The 22,505-nt window shown below is 70.6% G+C and carries 6 protein-coding genes; all 6 read right to left on the bottom strand.

Going from position 1 to position 22,505, the window contains the following annotated elements; all coding sequences use genetic code 11:
- Positions 1-51: 51 nt before the first annotated feature.
- The 6 genes from CP976_RS38390 to CP976_RS38365 all read right to left on the bottom strand — a co-directional run bounded on the left by CP976_RS38390 (position 52) and on the right by CP976_RS38365 (position 22,162).
- Positions 52-1,155 carry an SIS domain-containing protein gene (locus CP976_RS38390; RefSeq protein ID WP_150484474.1) on the bottom strand — a complete coding sequence of 368 codons (1,104 nt, stop codon included), beginning with the start codon at positions 1,153-1,155 and terminating at the stop codon, positions 52-54.
- A gap of 58 nt (positions 1,156-1,213) precedes the next feature.
- Complete coding sequence (locus CP976_RS38385; protein ID WP_229876631.1) at positions 1,214-1,933, bottom strand: SDR family NAD(P)-dependent oxidoreductase; 720 nt, start codon at positions 1,931-1,933, stop codon at positions 1,214-1,216.
- 278 nt (positions 1,934-2,211) lie between these two features.
- Complete coding sequence (locus CP976_RS38380) at positions 2,212-3,891, bottom strand: cytochrome P450 (RefSeq protein WP_150484473.1); 1,680 nt, start codon at positions 3,889-3,891, stop codon at positions 2,212-2,214.
- Positions 3,891-12,917, bottom strand: coding sequence for a non-ribosomal peptide synthetase (locus CP976_RS38375; RefSeq protein ID WP_150484472.1), 9,027 nt, complete (start codon positions 12,915-12,917; stop codon positions 3,891-3,893). Before CP976_RS38375 ends, CP976_RS38380 begins: the two co-directional genes overlap by 1 nt.
- A 15-nt stretch (positions 12,918-12,932) precedes the next feature.
- A complete protein-coding gene (locus tag CP976_RS38370) occupies positions 12,933-21,437 on the bottom strand; it encodes an SDR family NAD(P)-dependent oxidoreductase (protein WP_150484471.1) in 8,505 nt (2,834 codons plus the stop codon).
- A complete protein-coding gene (locus tag CP976_RS38365) occupies positions 21,434-22,162 on the bottom strand; it encodes a 4'-phosphopantetheinyl transferase family protein (protein ID WP_190147083.1) in 729 nt (242 codons plus the stop codon). The genes CP976_RS38370 and CP976_RS38365 overlap by 4 nt, the downstream gene beginning before the upstream one ends.
- Positions 22,163-22,505: the final 343 nt, after the last annotated feature.

Genomic DNA, 22,505 nt, shown 5'->3' with positions numbered 1-22,505 from the left:
TTATTTCCTGCGCTCACTTGGGGAAGAGACGGTGCTCCGGCTGGTAACGAACTAGCGGGCAGCCGCTTCCGCGAGGATGGTGTCGCCGTGGTACCAGGGGTTTCCGGCGGCCTCGGAGATGAGGTTGCGCGACTGCGTCTCGTGTGCGCGGCCGAGAGCCAGCGTGAGGTGCTGGACGAACTCCAGGGCGGTGAAGTACTTCCGCATGAAGGTGGGTTCGGTCATGGGGATCTCGATCACCTCGATGTTCCCGTTCTCCGGACGGTCGCTCGTGAGCAGGTCCGTCAGGTTCTTCCGCTTCGCCTGCGTGTACTCGTCGTCGTCCGCGTCGGCGAAGACCAGCACGCTGTGCCTGCGGGTCGGGTCCGACAGGGTCGCCACCTCGCTGTGGCAGAACTCGTGGAAGTAGTTGCGGGTGGCCGGCACCATGGCGATCTCGTTGAGGTGCATCTTGGCCAGCTTGAGCAGGCTCTCGTGCCACATCGGCGAGGCGATCATGATGATGTTGGCGTCCCGGCTCCGCAGGGCCGCCCCGCCGGCCAGCTCCCGGTGGTCATGGGTGAAGTCGTGGGCCAGGTGATCCGGGAGCGCCCGCACCTCGTCGCCGAAGTCCTGCGGGACCAGGCCCAGCCGGAAGAAGACTTCCAGCAGGATGGCGAAGTACTGCCCCACGTGGAACAGGGGGTACTCGCGGTCGGGCTCGCTCAGCTCCCAGCGGAGGATGGACACACCAGCCTCCCGGCCCAGCTCGGCCAGGCGCCCGCCGGAGGTGAGCAGGATCATTCGGTCGTGGGCGTGCGCGAGTGTGTGGAAGGCTCGCGCGGGCTCCAGGGAGTGGCCGCTGTAGGAGCTCAGGATGATCAGGGTCCGGTCGTCGTCGATGACGGAGGACGGCAGCAGGTACGCGTGGTCGTAGTCGTTGAAGACGTGGAACTCCACCTCGGTGCCCGTCGAGATGAAGAAGGCGCGGACAACATCGGAGACGATGGCCGAGCACCCCATGCCGGTGAACACCACACGCTTGAAGTGACCTGCGGCGATACGGGCGCGCAGGCTGTCGGTCAGCTCGTCCAGCGAGTATTCATCGGACTTCGTGAATCCCTTCCGGTAATGCTCGGAGAGAAATTCCTCGTACCGGTCCATTCGAGTACGCACGTACACAGCCTCTTTCCGGAAAATGGGAGTGAATGCATTCTCGCTCACACCGCGAGAATCACCACATGAACTGTCCGCCGTCCACGATCAACTTTTGACCGGTGACATATGAAGATTTCTCCCCGACCAGGAATTCCAACGCGTCGGCCATCATGTCGACATCTCCGATGCGTCGCTGCGGGATCTCATCGAGCAACCTGTCGCGGTAGTGCGGTTCGTCGGTCCGGAATCGCGTGCGCATCTCCTCGGTGTCGATCATTCCGGGAATGAGCGAGTTGACGCGAATGGTCGGAGCGAGCTCCATCGCGAGGCATTTCGTGAAGTGCAGGAGCCCCGCCTTGCTGGCGCAGTAGTTCAGCCCGTCGAGCCGGGGGCGGATCCCCGTGGTGGCTGCGACGTTCACCACCGATCCACCGCCGGCCTCGAGCATCTTCGGCGCGAGCCTCCGCGTGAGGTAGAACGGCGCGGACAGGTTGGCCGCGATCACCTGGTCCCAGTCGTCGAACGACATGTCGAGGAAGGGACGGTCGATGTTTCGCCCGGCATTGTTGACCAGCACCTTCGGCGCCCCGTACGCCGCGAGCAGCTCGTCCGCCACGGTGACCACCGCGTCGGGGTCCGCGAGGTCTGCCCGCAGGGCCCGGAAGGAGTCGCCGAACTCGCGCTCGGCCGCGGCGGCGGACTCCTTGTCGCCCCGGTAGAGCGCCACGACCCGGTACCCCAACGACACCAGGCGCCCACTGAGTCCGAGCCCGATACCTTTCGTACCGCCGGTCACCACCGCGAATTCCTTGTGCACCCTCATGTCTCCTGTACGCATCGACGGACTCGCCGGAAGAAGAAACTCATCTGATCCTGCAACAAGGCCAGGAAGAATCAGCCGTGGAATGTTGGCAGGGGTAGGAACACCGGTCGGCATCAGCGGACCGACGAAGGCCGCCTGCAGAAAATGCGGCGCCCATTTCAGAGATCTCGCTCAGCCTAGCTCGATTACATTCGCTCCAGCAAGACCGAATTCACAGGTCGGCCCATCATATTGCTGTGCCGCCTGTTCGGTCAGGTTCGCTCCGTCAGTCTGCAGCGGACCTGACCGGTGGGTCGCAGGGTGATTCCGGTGTTCAATGGAATGTCGGTGTCGACAGCCGTGAACGAGTAGTTCTGGAGCAGCACGCTCAGCGTGAGGGTGGCGTTCAGCATCGCCAGGTGCTGGCCGATGCACGCCCTCGGTCCACCACCGAACGGGAACCACGCGTAGCGCGGACGCGCGGCCTCGTGCTCCGGCAGGAACCTGTCCGGGTCGAACGCGTCGGGGTCCTCCCAGATGTCGGGACGTCGCTGGACGACGCCCGAGCTGACCACCACGTCGGCGCCGGCCGGAATGGTGTACGAGCCGACCTGCACGTCCTCGGTGGCTACACGGCCCTGGGCCGGCGCGGCGGGGTAGAGGCGGAGCGTCTCCTTGAGCACCTGCGTCAGGTAGGGAAGCTTGTCCAGGTCCTCGGCGACGGGCTCACGACCGCTCAGGACACGGTCGACCTCCTGGTGGGCGCGGGCCTGCACCTCGGGGTGACAGGCGAGGAGATGCAGAGTGAGACCCAGTGTGGTGGCGGTGGACTCGTGACCGGTGACGAGGAAGACGAGGACCTGGTTCCGGGTCTCCTGCGCACTGATCGGGTTGCCGTCGTCGTCGTGCGCCCGCGCCAGCAGGCTGAGCATGTCGTTCCGGCCGGTCGGGGTGGTCGGCCCGTCGGCCCGGCGGCCCGAGATGATCTCGTCGCACACCTCGTACAGCTCACGGTGCGCCCTGGCGGCGCGCAGATTGCCCGGCGTGGGCACCTTCCGGGACAGGTTCACCGGGGCGAAGGCCCGCTTGACCGCATAGGCGTTGATCAGCGGGAAGTTGCGCTGAACCGTGGGAACCATCGCGTCCACGTCGTTCTTCCGGCCGAAGAGGATGCGGGAGATCGTCCGCAGTGTGTGCCCCGTCATCTCCTCCGCCACGTCGACGGTCGCGTCCGGTGCGGTCCGCCACCGCTCGACGAGGCTGCCGGTCTCCTGGGTGATCTCCGAGCCGTAGTTGTTCACCTGACGAGGGGTGAACAACGACTGGAGCATGCGGCGCTGGCGCAGGTACTCGTCCCCCATGCTGGTGAGCAGCCCGTTGCCGAACGACTGCCGCAGCTCCCCGAGGAACCGGTTCTCCTTGGTGAACGTCTGCGCCGAGGACGCCAGCACCTGCTGAGCCCCGTCCGCCGAGAACACCCCGTAGAACTCCGCCCGCATTCCCGGCGGACCCACTGTGAACCGGACCACGTCACCGTGGTCGCGCAGCGCCTTGCGGTAGGTGCCCAGCGTGTCCCGCTGGAGGTCCATCAGCGACCCGAACAGCGGGTGCCCCGCCATGGTGGGGGGCGCTGAAACCGTCGAAGTGGTCGCGGTCATGATGCTGTCTCTCCTTCTGCTGCTTCCGTGCCGGGCCGCGTCCTGCGGGCCTGACGCGTCGGGTGTGGCGGGTGCCGGTCGTGCCGTGGGGTGCTCGACCGGGCATGCGCTCGCCGGACGCTGATCCGTCCAGGCCGCCGCGGTGAACTCCAGGCAGTCCGGCCGCCCTGCGGGGCCGAAGGCCACGGTCCAGCCGGCCGGAACGTCGATGGCCGACGGCCACAGCGAGTGCTGCCGCCGGTCGTCGACGAGGACGAGGTAGTCGGTGTCCGGTCTGTCGAAGGGATTGGTCATCAAGGCGCCCCTGGTGAGTCCGGCGCCGCCGCCGTGGCGGCGCGCAGGTGGGCCACGTCCGATTGCGGGGACGCCACGATCTCCGCCAGCAACCGCTCGTAGGTGCGAGCCATGCGCTCGACGGTCCGCGGGGCGAAGAGGTCGGTGCTGAACTCCAGGTAGCCCTGCAGTCCCGAACCCGTCTCCTCCGCGACGAGGTTGAGGTCGTACTTCGTGGTCGTCGTCGCGGGACGCAGCAGCCGCACCTGAAGGTCCGTCCCGTCACCGCCGGCCCCGGTGGGGGCGGCAGCGGGCAGCAGGTTGAACATCACCTGGAACAGCGGGGAGCAGCCCGGTTCGGGAGTGGGAACCAGGGCCCGGACGAGGTCGGGGAACGGCAGGTCCTTGTGCTCGTGCGCCTCGGTGGTGACGCGCCTGGTCTGCGCCAGGACGTCGGGGAAGGAACGGTCCGCGGGCACGTCGAGACGGAGCGTCAGCAGGTTGACGAAGTAGCCGACGACTCGCTCCAGTTCGCTCCGCGGCCGGTTCGACACCGCGGTGCCGACGGCCAGTTCGCTGCCGTCCATGTGGCCGCCCAGCAGAACGGCGAAGGCCGACAGCAGGGTCATGTAGAGCGTGACTCCCTGCTCCTGGCTCAACCGGCGCAGGGCTTCCAGTAGTTCGGCGGAGATCCGGAGATCCACGGACGAGCCCTGGTACGTCTTGACCGGGCATCGTTCGTAGTCGGCACGCAGCGGCGGGCAGGCCGGCAGCCCGGCCAGTTGCCGTCGCCAGTAGTTCTCCTGCCGGGAGAGTTCCGCGGCGTCGGTCGTGAGCGCCTGCCAGCGGGCGAACCCGGCGTACGACAGGGGAAGCGGCGGAAGCTCCGGTGCCTTCCCCAGGCTGAGCGCGCGGTACAGCTCGAGCAGCTCCGCGAGTACGACGTTCACGGACCAGCCGTCGAAGACGCCCCAGGGCCGGGTCAGCACCCCGATGTGCTGATCGTCGGACACGATGAGCAGGTGTGCGCGGATCGCGTACCGGTCCTCCGGCGCGAAGGGGCGCAGCCGTTCGGCACGCAGCCACTCCGTGACTGCCTCCTCCCCGACGGCCGCCCGCCGCAGCGCGAAGTCGTCGGCGGGATGGACGCGCTGGGTCACCGTGCCGTCGTGCCGGGCATAGCCGGTGCGCAGCACCGCGTGCCGTTCCACCAGTGCCTTCACGGCGTGCGCGTAGGCCTCGCGGTCCAGAGGGCCGTCGATGCGGAACGCCAGTTGGACGTTGTCGTGCGCCGTTCCCAGGTGTGCCGGCCGGTTGAGGAACCACAGTTCGCGCTGTTGGAGCGTGATGGGTGCCGGACCCCGCTCCGCGGCCTCGTCGGCCTCGGGCCGGTCGGCCGGGGCCGACGGTCCGTTCTCCTGCTCCGCGGGCTGCTCCAGGACGGCGGACATCTCTTCGACGGTGGCCCCGCTGAAGATCAGCTGGAGCGGCAGTTCGGCGCCGGTCTCCTTCCTGATCCGCAGAGTGAGCCGGGTCGCGAGCAAGGAGTGCCCGCCGAGATCGAAGAAGTTGTCCTGGAGTCCGACCTGGGTGAGACCGAGGACGTCGGCGACGATCCGGCACAGCGCGCGCTGTGCCTCGGTCCGCGGGGCGACGTACCGCTCCTTGGTCACGTCGGCCTCGTCCGGGGCCGGCAGGGCCCGCTTGTCGACTTTGCCGTTCGGTGTGACCGGCAGTTCGTCGAGGACCACGAACACGCCGGGCACCATGTAGTGGGGCAGCTGCGCGGAGAGGTGCTCCTTGAGGGCTCGGGCCAGCGACGGCCCCCTGCGGCCCAGCTGCGGATGGTTGGTCGCGGCGGGTGCCCGATAGGGCTCGCGCGCCCGCACGCGGGGCAGTTCGCTCCGGCCGAGCACCAGGTCGAGGCCGTCGAGCCGGTCCTGCGACCACGTGGTCGCCACATGGAAGCCGAGCTCCTCGGCGTGCCGGAGCACGGCTTCCAGCTCCCGGGCCTCGTCCGCGGCCCGTGAGCGGGGCGCGAGCGGTTCGGCCGCCCGGGGATCCGGCCTGCGCCCGAGCTCGGCGCCCAGGCGCACGGCGTCGCTGACGCGGGGGTTCGTCAAGCCGCTGACCCCGAACCGGTCGGGAACCTCGCCGTCCAGGAGGGCCCGCAGCTGCGCCGGGGAGGCGGCCTCCAGCCACGGCAGGGCGGTGGCCGGCGCGGTGTCCTTGCGCAGGATGACGTCGTAGCGGTAGGCGAGTGCCTCGCTGTTTCCCTCGCCGCGCCGGACGATGAGGTCGACCGCCCCCAGCTCGGGGAGACGCTCGGGCACCCGCGCGAAGTACATCGGGCTGACGAGCAGTTCCCGCTCCTCGCGCCGGCTGCGCCGCACCTGGGTGGCCAGCGCGTCGAGGGTTCCGCCGGGCTCCGCTCGATCCCGCTCGGCCGCGCAGAGCTGGGCGGTGAACAGATCCAGGTTCCGGACGTCGCCGACGAGGATGCTGCCGCCGCCCTCCAGGAGCGGGGCCAGGAGGCCGAGTACCTCCTCCAGGTATTCCTCGTTGGGGAAGTGCCGCACCACCGAGTTGAGCACGATCGCGTCGAACCTCTCGCTGGTCAGCTCCGCCACGGACCTCGCGTCCCCCCGCGTCAGGGTGACGTGCGACCATCCGCGGTCCGCCACGCCGCGGCGTGCCGCGTCGAGGGCCGTGGCCGACGGGTCGAGCGCATGCACCGAGGCGCAGTCCGCGGCGTAGCGCAGGAGCAACTCTCCCCCGCCGCAGCCGATCTCCAGTACCCGCTTCGGCCGAATGCGCCGCAGGTGCCGGGCCGCGGCCTCGACGGCCTCCTGGCCGGCGGATCCGGTGCCGAGCGCATACCGGTCCTCGGAGTGCTGCCGCCACTGTTCGATGTGGGCGGCGTTCTCCTCCTGGTCGGCGCTGTGCAGCCACTGAGGAGTCGGGCTCACGTAGGCGGCGAGCGTGCGGGCGGCGCCACTGCCCTGCGGGACGACCACGGCACGGTGCACCGAGGGGTGCTTGAGCAGCACGTTCGCGACTTCGCCGGGCTCCACGCGAAAGCCGCGCACCTTGACCTGGTCGTCGACACGGCCGAGATAGTCGAGCGTGCCCTCCGCACGCCATCTCACCAGGTCACCGGTGCGGTACATGCGTGTTCCGGAGTCGAACGGACTGGCCACGAACCGCTCGGCGGTCAGTTCCGGCCGGTTCAGATAGCCACAGGCAATGCCGTCACCGGAGGCGTAGAGCTCACCGGGCACTCCGAGGGGCACCTGTCGCAGCGCCTCGTCCAGCACGTACACCCGGGTGTTCCACACCGGAGGGCCGATGGGCACGGCTGCCGCTCCGGGCTCGGGCCGGTAGCGGCAGGCGGTGACGGGACCGCCCTCGGTGGGCCCGTACAGGTTGTGCAGTTCGGTGTCCGGGAGCAGGCGTGCGAACCGCTCGGCGAGCTCGACCGGGAGCGCCTCGCCCGCGGTCTCGACGCGGCGCAGGCCGGTGCACAGGTGCGCGGTCGGTTCCGAAAGGAACTCGGCCAGCATGGACGGAACGAAGTGGAGGTCCGTGACCCGCTCTTCGCGGATCAACCGTGCGAGGTACTCCGGATCCTTCTGCCCGTCAGGACGGGCGATCACCACGGCCGCGCCGACCTGGAGCGGCCAGAACAGCTCGGGCACCGAGACGTCGAACCCCACCGACGTCTTCAGCAGCATCCGGTCCTCGCCGCTCATGCCGTAGTGACTCTGCTTCCACGCGGTCCAGTTCAGGCCCGCACGATGGGGGATCACCACGCCCTTCGGCCTGCCTGTGGAACCCGAGGTGTAGAGCACGTACGCGGCGTCGTCCCTGCCCAGCTCGACATGGGGGTTGTCGTCCGGGCAGACGGTGGTGTCCGGCAGCTCCTCCAGGACGAGCAGCGGCACGCTGTCGGCGAGCACCTGCTCCACGCGCTCGTCCGGGAGGTCGGTCTCCAGGGGGAGATACGCCGCTCCCGTCTTCACCACGGCGTGGACGGCGACCACCAGGTCGAACGAGCGCGGCATCCGGATCGCGACCCGCTGCCCGGGCCCGGCGCCCCGCTCGATCAGCCAGTGCGCGAGCCGGTTGGCACGGGCGTTCAGTTCCGCGTACGACAGGGTGCGGCCCTCGAAGATCAGCGCGGTGCGGTCCGGAGTGCGTGCCACCTGCGCCTCGAAGGCGGCAGGCAGCGTCTCGTGCGGGAGGGGTGTCGCGGTGTCGTTCCACTCGGCCAGGCGCTGCCGGTCGCCCGCCGGCAGGACATTGACGTCCAGCGCGGCGGTACCGGTCCCGTCGTCCGTGGCGAGGGCGTCGACCAGGCCCGCCAACGCGGTTTCGAGACAGTCGGCCACCGCCTCGCAGGTGACCGTCTCCTCGACCTGGATGTCCAGCGACAGCTCGGTGCCGAAGTCGTCGAGCGACACCGTCACGGGGTAGTTGATGGCGTCCACGGCCGCGATGAAGCGCACCCCGTGGTCCTCGATGCGCGGCAGCTCCTCGTCGTGCTCCGCCTCGAAGTGACGAAAGTTGACCACAGCGCTGAACAACGGGGCGTCGCCGTCCAGGCCGCTGCACCGCTGGACCAGTCCCAGGGGGCTCTGCTCCCGTGCGATCAGCTCCCGCAGCCCGGTGTCGACGTCCGCGATCAGCTCGCGCACGGTCCGGCCGGCGAGCCGGGTGCGCAGGGGAAGCGTGTTGATGAAGTTGCCGAGCATGCGCTCCACCCCGGGCACGCCCTGCAGGCGCCCGGACATCACGGCGCCGAACACCACGTCGTCGCGCCCACTGGTGGCAGCGACGAAGCAGGCCCACGCCGCGTGGAAGAGACAGGCCGGGCTCAGTTGCAGACGCTGGGCCTGGGCGCGCAGGTCGCGTGCGAGAGGCTCGGGCAGCGCTCGTCGCAGCCGGCCGACCCGCCGGCCGTTGCCGTGCACGTCGGTGAGGCCGAACGGCGCCGTGGGTTCCGTGACGTCCTCCAGGGCCGCCCGGAAGTGGGCCACCGTGTCGTCGGCGGTGTGCCTGGCCAAGGTGTGGGAGACGAAGTCGCGGTAGGGCGCCGGAGTGGACAGCAGGTCGACGCGGCCCGACATGTGCACTGCCAGCTCCTGCAGGATCAGTCGCAGGGAGGTGGCGTCCTCGATGAGATGGTGGGCGGTCAGGAGCAGGTGGCGCCGCTGCGAGTGCGGCTCCTCGGCGACGACCAGGCGCAGCAGCGGCGCGCTGTCGAGGCGCATCCGCTCCTGACGCGCGAGCAGTTCCCTCGCCTGCTCCTCGGGGTCTCGGCCGGCGGCGAGAACGGTCCGCTCCACGGGGAGCCGCGCGGCCCGGTGCACGACCTGGACCGGTTCGGGCAGGCCGGTGGTGAGCACGGCGGTGCGCATCACGTCGTGGCGGTCGACGACGCGCTGCAGCGCGTCAATGAACCGGGCGCACGCCTGCTCGTCGTCGGCCCGATAGAGGGTGGAGACAAGGTACGGGTCGTTGTCCGGGTCCATCAGGTGGTGAAAGAGGATGCCCTCCTGCGTGGGCAGCAGCGGGTAGACGTCCTGGATGCCGGCCGCCCCGCCGGGCACGGCGGCCACGACGGTGTCGATCTGCTCCTGTGTCAGGTCGATCAGCGGAAGCAGGTCGGGGGTGAGGCGCTCGCAGTGCTCGGGGATCCGGTTGGCCGGGACGGTGTACGCGGGCGCCTCCCCGGTCGCGTCGATGCGCGCCGCCAGATCGGCCAGCGTGGGTGCGGTGAAGACGTCCTGGACGGTGATGTGCAGACCGCTGTCCTTCAGCCGCGCCACCAGCACCGTGATCATCAGGGAATGGCCGCCGAGGGCGAAGAAGTTGTCTTCGGCGCTGACCCGGTCGGCGTCGAAGCCGAGCAGTTCGGCGCAGACGTCGGCCAGGCGCCGTTCGGTGTCGGTGGCAGGTGCGACGTAGGCGCGCTGGGCGAAGGCGTCGATGCCGGGGGCGGGCAGGGCACGCCGGTCGAGCTTGCCGTGCGCGGTCACCGGCAGGGCGGCGAGTTCGACGTATGCGCTCGGCACCATGTAGTCGGGCAGGACGCCCTCGAGGTGCCGGATCAGGTCGGCGCGGTGGTCGGTGAGAGCGTTTCCGGGTTCGGGCACCACGTAGGCGACCAGGCGGGGGCTGCCGGGCTGGTCCTCACGGACCAGGACGGCCGAGGAGCGGACGAGGGGGTGCTCCGTGAGCCGGTGCTCGATCTCGCCCGGCTCGATGCGGAAGCCGCGCACCTTGACCTGGTCGTCGGCGCGGCCGAGGAACTCCAGGTCGCCGTCGGGCAGTCGGCGCACCAGGTCGCCGGTGCGGTACATGCGGGCGTCGGGGGAAGGGGCGAACGGGTTGGGCACGAACCGTTCGCGAGTCAGCTCGGGCTGGTGCAGGTAGCCGCGGGCCAGCCCCGCGCCGGCAATGTACAGCTCGCCGACGCAGCCCACGCCCTGCGGCGCGAGAGCCTCGTCGAGCACGTGCAGTTGGATGTTCTGGATCGGCCGGCCGATGGGAACGACGCGGGGCGTGGCATCGGCGGGGACGGTCCAGTGGCTGACGTCGACGGCTGCCTCGGTGGGCCCGTACAGGTTGTGCAACGGCGCGGTGTGCCGCTCGTAGTGGCGTGCGCACAGGTCCGGGGGCAGCGCCTCGCCACTGCAGAACACCTGCCGTACGGTCGCGCACCGCTCCCAGCCCGGCTCCTCGACGATGCTGCGCAGCATGGACGGCACGAAGTGCAGGGTGGTCACGCCGAACGCGCGGATCGCGGAGACCAGGTAGGCCGGGTCACGGTGACCGCCGGGCGCGGCGATCGCGAGACGGGCACCGAAGAGCAGCGGCCAGAAGAACTCCCAGACGGACACGTCGAAGCTGTAGGGGGTCTTCTGCAGGACGACGTCGTCACCGGTGAGTCGGTACTCGTTCTGCATCCACTCGATGCGGTTCACCGCGGCCCGGTGCTCGACCATCACGCCCTTGGGGCGGCCCGTGGAGCCGGAGGTGTGGATCACGTACGCCACGTGACCCGCGTGCGCGGCGGTTTCGGTCCCGGTGACGTCCGCTTCCGGGGTGTCGAGGACGTCCGTGCCCTCCTGGTCGCGCAGGGTGCCGTCGGGGTGCATGACGAGCAGGTGCTCGACGCTGTGCAGTGGTTCGGCGTCCAGGTGCGGCTGGGTGAGGACCACGGCGACCCGGGAGTGCTCCACGAGGTCGGCGCGGCGGGCCGCCGGGTAGGACGGCTCGATCGGCATGTAGGCGCCCCCGGCCTTCAGGGCGCCCAGAATGCCCGCCACCATTTCGGCGGAACGCTCGGCGTGCAGACCGACCAGTGTGTCCGGCCCGACACCGTGTCTGCGCAGTCCGCGGGCGATCCGGTCGGCCCAGGCGTCGAGTTCGGCGTACGTCCATGAGCGGTCGATGGTGACCAGGGCGGTGCGGTCGGGGTGCCGGGACACCCGCTCCTCGAACAGTTCGTGCAGGCACCGGTCGTCGCTGAAGGATCGCTCGGTGTCGTTGAACACCTCGACCACCTGACGACGCTCCTCGGCGTCGATCATGGCGAGTCGGGACACGGGCAGCGCCGGATCGTCGGCGACGGCGGCGAGCAGCCGGGTGTAGTGACCGATGAAGCGCCGGATGGTCTCGCGGTCGTACAGGTCGGGGTTGTACTCGACGGTGCCGACCAGGCCGTCGGGGGACTCCCGCAGGTCGACGGTCAGGTCGAACTTGGTGAAGCTGAGATCGAAGTCGACCGGGGAGACTGTGAGACCGCCGAGAGTGGCGTCCCGTCGGGTCTGTGCCTCCTGGAGGACGAACATCGTCTGGAAGACGGGCGAATGGGCGAGGCTGCGCTCGGTGTCCAGGGCCTCCACGACGGCCTCGAAGGGCACTTCCTGATGGTCGTAGGCCTCCAATGCGGTCTTCTTCACCTGGGCCAGCAGATCGCGGAAGTCCGGATCGTCCGCGAGGTCCGCGCGCATCACCAGGGTGTTGGCGAAGAAGCCGATGAGATCCTCCAGCTCGCGTCGCCCGCGGTTGGCGACGACCGTGCCCACGGCGATGTCCGTCTGGTGGGTGTAGCGGTTGAGGACGACGGTGTAGGCGGCCAGCAGGGTCATGTAGAGCGTGGCTTCGTGGACCTTGGCGACGTCATGCAGGGCGCTCAGCAGATCCGCCGGGCAGGTGAAGTTCTCGCTGGCGCCCGTGTAGGTCTTCACACGCGGGCGCTCCCGGTCGGCGGGCAGCGTCAGCCGTGGATCGACACCGGCCAGCTGACGCTTCCAGTAGTCCGTCTGACGGCCGTGCAGGTCGCCGGCGAGCCGCTCACGCTGCCAGGACGCGTAGTCGGCGTACTGCACGGGCAGCGGCTCCAGCGGGTCGGGGCGGCCCCCGCTGAACGCCTCGTACAGGGCGACCAGGTCGCGGAAGAACACGCCGACCGACCAGCCGTCGGACACGCTGTGGTGTGTGGTGACGAGCAGGTGGTGCTCCTGCTCCGACTGTCGCAGCAGCCGTACCCGGATCAGCGGCCCGCGCTCCAGGTCGAACGGGGCGGCGGCCTCGTCGCGGCAGAGCGCGGCGAGCCGGGCCGGGTCGGCCAGCTCCTCCTCGGCGACGGTGAAGTCGCTGCCGTCGCCGATGACCTGGCGGGGTACGCCGCCGTCGTCGGCGAACCGGGTGCGGAGCACCTCGTGCCGCTGGACGACCGCCTCCAGGGCGCGCAGCAGCGCGGGGCGGTCGAGGCGGCCGCTCAGCCGCATCGCCATCGGGATGTTGTAGGCGGCACTGGTGCCGTCCAGCTGGGCGAGGAACCACAGCCGCTGCTGGGTGAAGGACAGGGGCACGGGTGTGCCGCCGGTCCGGGGCAGCCGGGGGACGGTCTCGAGCGCGGAGAGGTCGACGCCCTGCTTGCGCAGAAGCGCGATCAGCGCTCGCTGCCGCTTCTCCGGCAGGGAGCGGATCTTCCGGATGAGATCAAGGCCGGTGTCCTGACTGGTAGTGCCCATCGTCGTCCCTCTGCCTCAGCTCTCGATGTCCAGCGCGTCCAGCTCCTCGTCGCTCATGTGCTCGACAAGGGCGATGCTTTCGAGGACCAGATCCAGCTCGGGTGTGCGCGTGTCCCCCGCCACCAGGAGCCGCTCGCGCAGTTCCCGGGCCATGTCGGAAAGGCGCGGCGCGGCGAAGACCGCTTCGACCGGCAGCTCGACGCCCGCCCGCTCCTTGAGCAGGTTGATCAGCCGGGTGGCCAGCAGCGAGTTGCCGCCGAGCGAGAAGAAGTCGGTCCGTCCGGTCAGCGTGGCCGCGTCGACCTGGAGGACGTCGGCCCAGGCCTGTCGCATGGCCTGCTCGGCGTCGGTGACGGCGCCGGCGGGCGGCACGAGTTCCTGTGCCCTCTCCTCCGGTACGGCCGCCTGCGGGTCGCGTCCGACCCAGTAGCTGCCCGCCTCGAACGCGGTGGCCGGCAGGGGCACCATCCGTCGCCGCCCGGTGTGCAGGGCGCTCCAGGGCACCCGGACCCCCCGCACCCACAGGGCGGCCAGTTCCTCCAGGGCCCCGTCGTCGGCGAGCCCTGCGAGGAAGGCCTCGCTCCGCGCGCCGGACAGGACGGAGGCCCAGGCTCCGGGGTCTTCATCGGTGCTGCCCCGGTACACGGGGACCGTCGTGGGGGTGCCCGCCAGGTGGTCGGCGAGCGCCTGGGCCAGTTCGGCACGGTCGGCGGCGACCACGGCGAGCCGCTCCGTCAGCGGTTCGCGGCCCAGCTGCGTGGTGTAGGCGATGTCGGCCAGACTCGCCGTGTCGTCGCCTTCGAGGAAGGCGTGCAGGCGGCGTGCGGCGATGTGGAGGCGTTCGGGGGTGCGGGCGGAGACGAGGATGACTTGGGGTGTGGGGTCGGGGGTGTTCTGGTCGGGGTGGGGGGTTGCCGGTGGTGCTTCGATGATCATGCTGATGTGGCTGCCGCCGGCTGCGACGGAGTTGATCAGGGCGCGGCGGGGTGTGGTGCCGCGTGGTTGCCAGTGTGTGAGGTGGTCGGTGAGTTGGAGGGGTGAGCCGTTGAGGTCGAGGTGGGGGTTGGGGGTGCCGGTGTCGAGGAGTGGTGTGATCTGGTGGTGTTGGAGCTGGAGGACGACTTTGGTGAGCTGGGCGATGCCGGAGGCGGCTTCGGGGTGGCCGAGGTTGGATTTGACGGTGCCGACGTGGACGGTGCCGCCGGCGTCGGTGAACACTTCGCGCAGGGCGCGTAGTTCGACTTCGTCGGAGAATGCGGTGCCGTTGGCGGCGGCTTCGATGTAGCCGATGTCGGCGGGTGTGGTGCCGGCGCGTTGCAGTGCCCGGCGCATGGTGGTGACCTGGGTGCGGTGGCTGGGTGTCATGAAGCCGTTTGAGCGGCCGCTGTGCTGGGAGGCGGTGCTTTTGATGACGGCGAGGACGGTGTCGCCGTCGCGCTGGGCCGTCTGCAGTGGTTTGAGGAGGACGGCGCCGACCGCTTCGGCGGGCAGGTAGCCGTCGCCGTCGCGGAAGCTGCGGCTGCCGGGGTGGGTGCCGAGCAGCTGCATCTGTGAGAGCGCGAGGTATTTGTCCTCGTTGACGGTCAGGTTGATGCCGCCGGCGACGGCGAGTTCGCATTCGCCGCGCAGCAGGTCGGCGCAGGCCAGGTGGATGGCCATCGCCGAGGAGGTGCACATGCTGTCCACGGCCAGGCTGGGGCCTTCGAGGCCGAAGAAGTGGGAGACGCGGTTGGCGATGAGGTTGTAGGAGGCGGACGAGGTGAGCGCCGAGAGGGCGGGGTCCTGTGCGGGGTCGGCCCGGTACATCTGGTAGGCGGCGCCGACGTAGACGCCGACGCGCCGGCCGTAGCGGCGCTCGATCACCTCCTGGGTGAGGCCGCCCTGTTCGAGCAGGTGCCACACGGTCTCCAGGAACAGCCGCTGCTGCGGGTCCATCGCGGCGGCCTGGCGGGGCGAGATACCGAAGTGCAGCGGGTCGAAGCGGTCGATGCCGTCCAGGAACGCGCCCCACTGGGCCTGGCCGCCGCTCTTCCAGCGGTCGTCGGGGACCTCGGTGACGCAGTCGCGGCCCTCACGCAGCACCGCCCACAACGCGTCCAGATCGTCGGCGTGCGGGTAGCGTCCGCCGATCCCGATGATGGCGATGTCCTGACCCACCGACGGCGAGAGCGAGGGCGAGGGCGGGAGCGGGGCCGGGACGGTGGCAAAGGTGTCCGCCCGGGCCGGCTCCGGCACAGCGGCACGGGCCCGCACGGGGGGCTGGGACGCACTCGCGCCGATCAGGGTGCGCAGCGCCTGCGGGTGGTCGGCGGCGAGGTGGGCGGCCAGAGCGCGCACCGTCTGCACCTCGAACAGCAGCGTGCGCGACAACGGCCCGAAGACGTCCTCCAGCGGCTCCAGCATGGCCACGGCCAGCACCGAGTCCATGCCATAACGCTCCAGCGGCGTATCGGGATCAAGACGTCCAGGAGACAGCTTCAGAGCAGAGGCCAGCACCCGTCTGAGATGGGCCACAGCACGATCCTCGACCAACCCCGCCTCGTCACCACCGACCACCGCAGCGGGCACAGAATCCCGCGCCGACGCATCCGTCGTGGTCTGCGGTGCCGTCCTCCCGGCGTGCTCTGTCAGCCGGGTCAGCAGCGCGTCGCGGTCACCCGCCACCACCAGCAGTCCGCCGTCCGTGACGCCGCCCGCGGCGCCGGCCAGGGCCTGGTGCAGGGCGGCCAGGCCCTGCCGCGTGTCGAGGGGGGCGAGACCCAGGGCGAGCAGCTGGTCGCGGACGGGGCCCTCGGCGCCCATGCCGCCCTCGTCCCACAGCGGCCAGTTGACGGACACGGTACGGCCACTGCGCCGCCCGGCGTTCACGAGCCGGTGGCGGTGGGCCGCGTAGGCGTCCATGAAGGCGTTGGCGGCGGCGTAGTCGCTCTGGCCGGGGTTGCCGAAGGCGCCGGCGATCGAGGAGAAGCAGACGAACAGCTCCAGTGGCTGCTCCTGGGTCAGCTCGTCGAGGTGGACCAGTCCGGCGACCTTGGGGGCGAGGACCCGCTCCAGTTCCTCAGCACTCTTGCGGACGACGAAGTTGTCCTCGATGACCCCGGCGGCGTGCAGCACACCGGTCAGCGGGCCGTGCGCGTCGGCGATGTGGGCCAGCAGGCCGGCCAGGGCCTGCCGGTCGGCGACGTCGACACGCTGGTGGTCGACGATCAGGCCCGCGGCGCGCAGGTCGTCCAGCGCGGCACGCTGGTCCCCGGTCAGCGGGGAACGCCCGGTGAGGACCACGGTGGCGCGGCCGACGGTGGCGGCGATGTCCCGGGCCGTGATCAGGCCGAGTCCGCCGGTGCCGCCGGTGACGAGGTAGACGCCGTCCTCCCGCCACGGCGCGGCGGCGGGCCGGGCGCCGGTGACGTCGGTGAGGCGGCGCACCAGGCGACGGCCGTCTTGGTGGCGCACCTCGGGCTCGGGGTCGGCGGTGGCCTCGGCTGCGAGTCGGGCGGCGACGGTGGCGGGCGAGGCGCCGTCCAGGCACTCCAGGTACTGGGTGTGCAGCTTGGGGTTCTCCAGATGGGCCGTGCGCAGCAGCGCGCCCAGGCCGCTGAAACAGGCCAGTCGGTCACTGTCGCCGACGGCCGCCACCTGGAGCAACGTCGGCCGTCGCACGCCCTGCTCCAGCAGCCGCCGGGTCAGTGTGAACAGCCTGCGCGCGGCGTCGGTGTACAGGCGGTCCAGCGGGCCGTCGGCGAGGTCGAGGATGGTGCACTCGGTGCCGGCGGGCAGCGCGGCCCGCAGGGTGTCGCGCGCGTCGGCAGCGAGGCCGAGCATCACGACGTGCCGTTCCGAGAAGGCGCCCGCCGCCCCGGTGGTGGCCTGCGTCTCGGTCCACTCGGGCCGCAGCAGCACGACGTCAGGGGTGCCGGCGGCCGGGGAGTCGGCGACCGGGGAGTCGGCGACCGGCGCGGGCCGGTGCGGTGCGCCCTCGGTGTCGATGTCGAACCAGCAGCGTTCACGGGCGAAGGGGTAGCCGGGAAGGCTGATGCGCCGCACGGCGCTGCCGGCCGGCCAGGCGTCCTCCCAGGGCACCTCGGCGCCGTCGGCCCACGCCGTGAGCAGGTCCTCGTAGACACCCTGCCGGGTCCGGGCGGCCAGGGCGGCGCCCACCGCCGGGGCGTCGGCGGGCCGGTCCGGGCGGACGGTACCCCGGTGCCATGGGCCGGTCACGGCGGGATCGGTGGCGAACACGGCGAGCCGCTCGCGGGCCTCGGCGAGGCTGCTCGCGGCGAAGGCGAGGCGCTCTTCCAGTGCCATGCGTCCGGTCTGCAGGGTCCAGGCGATCGCGGGCAGGTCGGCGTCGGTCAGCTCACCGAGCCGGGTGTGCAGGCGGCGGGCCTGCTCGACGAGCTGGGCCTCGCTCTTGGCGGAGAGCACCAGCAGCGCCGGGCCGGCCGACACGGCTACGGGGCCGGCGGGCGGCTGGTACTCGGCCATGACGACGTGGGCGTTGGAGCCGCCGCCGCCGAAGCTGGAGACTCCGGCAAGCCGCGGCAGCGTACGGCCCTCCAGCGTGGGCCGGTGCCAGGGTTCCAGGGTGCGCTGGACGCGCACCGGGGTGCGGTCGAAGTCGATGTGCGGGTTGAGCGTGGCGGAGTGCAGGCTCGGCACGAGTTCGCCGTGGCGCAGCTGGAGCAGCACCTTGGTGAGGGCCGCGATGCCGGCGGCGGATTCCAGATGCCCGATGTTGGACTTCACGGAGCCGATCGGCAGCTGCTCCGGGGCGCCGCCCGCGCGGTTGAAGGCCCGCTCCAAGCCGCTGACTTCGATCGGGTCACCCAGGGACGTACCGGTGCCGTGCGCTTCGAGGTAGCTCACGCAGCGCGGGTCGACGCCGGCGGCGGCGAACGCCTCGGCGATGACCTCGCCCTGTGCCACCGGGGTGGGCACCGAGTAACCCGAAGTGCGCCCCCCGTGGTTCACCGCCGTGCCCTTGATCACCCCGTGGATCTGGTCGCCGTCGGCGATGGCCCGCTCCAGCGGCTTGAGGAGGACGGCGCCGACGCCCTCACCGGGCACGTAGCCGTCGCCGCCCTCGCCGAAACTGCGGCACCGGCCGTCGCTGGAGAGGAACTTGCGCTGCCCCAGCACCAGATACTTGTTGGGGTGCGGAGTGAGGTTGACGCCGCCCGCGAGCGCGCTGTCGCACTGACCGCTGCGGATGGCCTCACAGGCCAGGTGGACAGCGGTCAGGGAGGAGGAGCACATGGTGTCCACGGCCAGGCTCGGGCCGTGGAAGTCGTAGAAGTACGACACCCGGTTGGCGACCGTGGACGCACTGCCCCACAAGGCCGCCGGCTCGCCGCGCTCCTGCGCCTGGGCGCCCAGGAGCTGGTACTCCTGGTACATCACACCGACGAACACACCGACCCTGGCGTTGCGGGACAAACGGTCGGCGGTGTATCCGGCGTCCTCCAGGGTGTGATGGGCGCACTGCAGGAACAGCCGTTCCTGCGGATCGAGGTGATCGGCCTCCAGCAGCGAGATCTGGAAGAACAGCGGATCGAACCGGTCGATGTCGTCCAGGAAGCCACCCCAGCGGCCGGCACCGGCCTCGGCATACCGGCCGTGGTCCCAGCGGCCCGCGGGAACCTCGCGGACGCAGTCGCGCCCGGCGCGCAGGTTCTGCCAGAACTCGCCCAGATCGGCGGCCTCGGGATAACGCCCGCTCACACCGATGACCGCGATGTCGCCGGAGTCCACGGCCTCCGGCTCGACCGGCATCTCGACGGCGGGCAGCGAACGGCTGGACAGACCGGTCAGCTCCGTGCACACACGGCCCTGTTCGTCCACGACGGTGACGTCCAGCCGGGCGGAGGCCCGGTCGGTGCCGCTGCCGGGCTGGTGGCGGATCCAGGCGTAAGCCCGGGCGGGCGAGGCGGCGAGGGCCTCGGTGCGGGTGAGGGCGAACGGCAGGGCGAGCGCCGCCGAGCCGCCGTCGCCCAGCCACAGGCCGATGGTGCTCTGCAGGGCGCCGTCGAGGATGCTCGGGTGCATCAGGCCGCCGTGCAGCGGTTCGGCCGCGTCCGGCAGGCGCAGTTCGGCGAGGACCTGGCGGCGGCCCTCCGTGTCCCTGCCGGTGCGCAGTTCGGTCAAGGATCGCTGCGAGGGGCCGTACTCCAGGCCGAGCCCGTCGTAGAGGCCGTAGACGTGCTGACCGGAGTACGTCGCCTCGGTACATGCGGCCCGCAGCTCGGCGAGGGGCAGGGTGCGGGGGGTGGCGTCCTCGGCAAGGCTCGCCCGGCCCTGGCCGCACAGGGTGGTGACACCATCGGGGCCGACCGCGAGGATCTCGTACGCGCAGCCCTGCCCTCCGGTGCGCACGCGGACGCGCAGTGTCAGCCCGTCGGGGCCGTACACGGCGGCCCGGAGCCACACCACGTCGGTCAGCCGGACGGCGGCGGTGTCCTCCCGGCCCAGCGCCCGGGCGACCGCCACGCGGGCCATCTCCAGGTGCGCGACCCCCGGCAGCACCCGACCGCCGCGGACCTGATGGTCACGCAGATACGGTTCCGAACCGTCGAAGCGGGTCTCGTACGTCATCTCGTCCGCCGGGCCGCCGGGCACGGTCCGCTGGAGCAGCGGGTGGGTCTGCGGTGCGGAGGTGCTCGGCGGTTCGCCCTGGGCAGCGGGCGTGTTCTGGACGCCGTGGGTGCCGACGAGGTGGGACGCCATGGCCTGCAGCGTGCGGTGCTCGGCGAAGACGCCCGGAATCAGTGCCAGCCCGTACCGCTCGTTCACCCGCTCGACGAGACGCGCGCGTCCGCCCAGGTCCAACCCGAACTCGCTGAGCTCCGCGTCGGGGTGCACATCGGCGGGTTGCACGCCGAGAAGGGCAGCCACCTCTTCGGTGAGGGCGGTGCACACGGCGGAGAAGGAGCCGGGGGTGCCCGTGGCGGACGGAGCCGGGGCCTTTTCCGCCGGAGTCTCGGCGGCGGGAGCTTGCGCGGGGGCGGCCGGCACAGCGGGAGTGGGCGCCGCAGGTGCTGCCGCGACGGCACCGGCAGGTACCTGAGGCTCCAGCCACGCCGCCAGCTCCGCGATCGTCCGATGCTCGAACATCACCGTCGGCGACAACTCCACCGACAGCCGCTCCTCCAACTCCCCCACCAGAGCCAGCAGATCAGCCGACCCCAACCCCAACTCGTAATACCCCACACCCACATCCACCGCATCAGCGGACACACCCAGCCGAGAACCCACCAACCCCCTCAGCACAGCGGACACAGACACGGAATCCACCACCGGCGCGGCAGCGGGAGCGGCAACGGGCACTGCGGCCGGCACAGCGGGAGTGGACCCGGCAGGTGCCGCCGCGACGGCAACACCGGCAGGCACCTGAGGCTCCAGCCACGCCGCCAGCTCCGCGATCGTCCGATGCTCGAACATCACCGTCGGCGACAACTCCACCGACAGCCGCTCCTCCAACTCCCCCACCAGAGCCAGCAGATCAGCCGACCCCAACCCCAACTCGTAATACCCCACACCCACATCCACCGCATCCGCGGACACACCCAGCCGAGAACCCACCAACCCCCTCAGCACAGCGGACACAGACACGGAATCCACCACCGGCGCGGCAGCGGGAGCGGCAACTAGCACTGCGGCCGGCACAGCGGGAGTGCCGCCACGGACGTCGAGCGCGCCGGCCGCGCGGATGCGCTTGGCGACGAACTGGCCCACCTCGGCGACCTTCCGGCCGGCCTCGTCGTAGAACTCGACGACGAGGCGGATGAGTTCGTCGTCACGGCGGACGGAATCGGCCGGCACTCTCACGTAGCAGCGCCCGCCGAGCGGTCCGGCCGCGCGGAACCGGTCGAACATCAGCGGCAGGTAGAGGCCGGGGCCGTCGTTGTCCCCGTGCAGCATGCCCAGGGCGACCCCGCCGCCGAGAAGTCCCGCTTCGAAGAGGGCGGGGTGGAAGAGGAACGCGCCAGTGGAGGCCTGGTGTTCGGGAGCGAGTTCCAGCTCGGCGATCCAGTCGCCGGGACGGTGGTGGACCGCGCCGCCGAGCTTCATCAGGCCCGAGTGGTGGAGGTCGTACTCGCGGCACCAGGTGTAGATCTCGTCCATGGTGGTGCGTCGGGTCGCCCCCTGGACGGGCAGCGGGAGCCGCTCCGTGAAGGCGACGGGGCCGCGGTGGTGCGCGGTGACGACGGCGTGCAGGACGTCGGCGGTGTCCTGCGCGCGGCGGCTGCGCACCTCGATGCGCCATCCCCCGCCGGCCGCGGCGCGCCCCTCGACGGTGGTCAGGACGGCCTCGCCGGGCCCGGCGACGAGTGGCGCGAGAATGGTGAGGTTGCGCAGCTCCACCTCGGGCATGGGGTGTCCGTGCCGGGCGAGCACCTGGAGCACCAGGTCCACGTAGCCGACACCGGGCAGCAGGCTGCGGCCGTACACGACGTGCCCCTGCAACAGGGGATTGTCGGCGGTGACGGTAAAGGTCTCGGTGAACGTGGGCAATGCGGTCATCGGTTTTCCGTCCCAAGAAAGGTACGCGAGGGTGCCCGAGTGTGCGTGGCGCGAACCGGGGATTCGTTTACGGGCAGGGGGAGAGCGATGGCTGTGAGAATGAACCCGTCGCGGTGCATCCAGCGCCCCGTGAGCCGAGGTACCGGATTCCCGGCCGCCTGAGGAGGAGGCACCAGGAACCGCGCGGAGAAGGAACCGCCGGAATCGATTTCGATCTGCGCCCCGTCGAACCCCAGCATCCGCTGGGCGAGGGGGAACCAGACCTTGTAGACCGCCTCTTTGCAACTGAACAGCAGGCGATCCCATGGCACCGCGTCGCTCTGCGCGCCGAGCCGTTCCACGAGGTCTCGTTCGGCCGGCAGGGCGACCAGGTCGAGCAGGGTTCCGGGAAGCGGGGCACCTTCCTCGGCGTCGATGCCCACGGCATGCAGCCGGCTGGCCCGCGCCACCGCGGCCGCACGGTATCCGGAGCAGTGCGTCATACTGCCGACCACTCCGGCCGGCCATTGCGGGGCCCTGTGCCGCCCGGGCGGCAGGGGAACCGGAGGAATACCCAGTTCACCGAGCGCGGTACGAGCGCACCGGCGCACCGTCGAGAATTCTCGTCGGCGCCGTGGTACGGCATCGGCGATGGCCGCCCGTTCCTCGGCGAAGAGGTGAATGTCCGCGTCGTCGTCGAATGCCTCAGCGGACATCACGTCGACGGGAAGTAATTCCTCGATCACAGTTTCCCCCGTGCCCTGTTCCCCAGTCGTTCGCCGGATGATCAGCGAGAAGCGCTCGCCGAGTTCCCTGAACTCAGCGAAGCCGACAGTCCCAGTTCACGGTCGAGTTCGATACGGCCGAGCATGTACGAGCGCACGCGTCTTCCCCCCGTTGTTCGCTTGCGTCTTCCGGTCGCGAAATGGGCTCACACAGGTGGAGCCATAGCCAGACGGAGGCTGTGCGGCCGCGTATCGGTCCAGTTCCCAGCGATGAATGCGGTAGGAACCGCCCAAGATGGCCACGTCGGCTTACTGATGCCAAGAGTCAGTGGCCGCAGAATGAACCAGAGAAAGACAATCACCG

Origin of the sequence: Streptomyces coeruleorubidus, assembly GCF_008705135.1 — a bacterium.
Classification (GTDB): domain Bacteria; phylum Actinomycetota; class Actinomycetes; order Streptomycetales; family Streptomycetaceae; genus Streptomyces; species Streptomyces coeruleofuscus.
This window is presented reverse-complemented; position numbering and strand designations above follow the sequence as displayed.

What these genes read in the sequence shown, in the direction of transcription:
- CP976_RS38375 (WP_150484472.1), bottom strand. Translation starts at nt 12,917, where the DNA reads ATGGGCACTACCAGTCAGGACACCGGCCTTGATCTCATCCGGAAGATC.
- CP976_RS38370 (WP_150484471.1), bottom strand. Translation starts at nt 21,437, where the DNA reads ATGACCGCATTGCCCACGTTCACCGAGACCTTTACCGTCACCGCCGAC.
- CP976_RS38380 (WP_150484473.1), bottom strand. Translation starts at nt 3,891, where the DNA reads ATGACCAATCCCTTCGACAGACCGGACACCGACTACCTCGTCCTCGTC.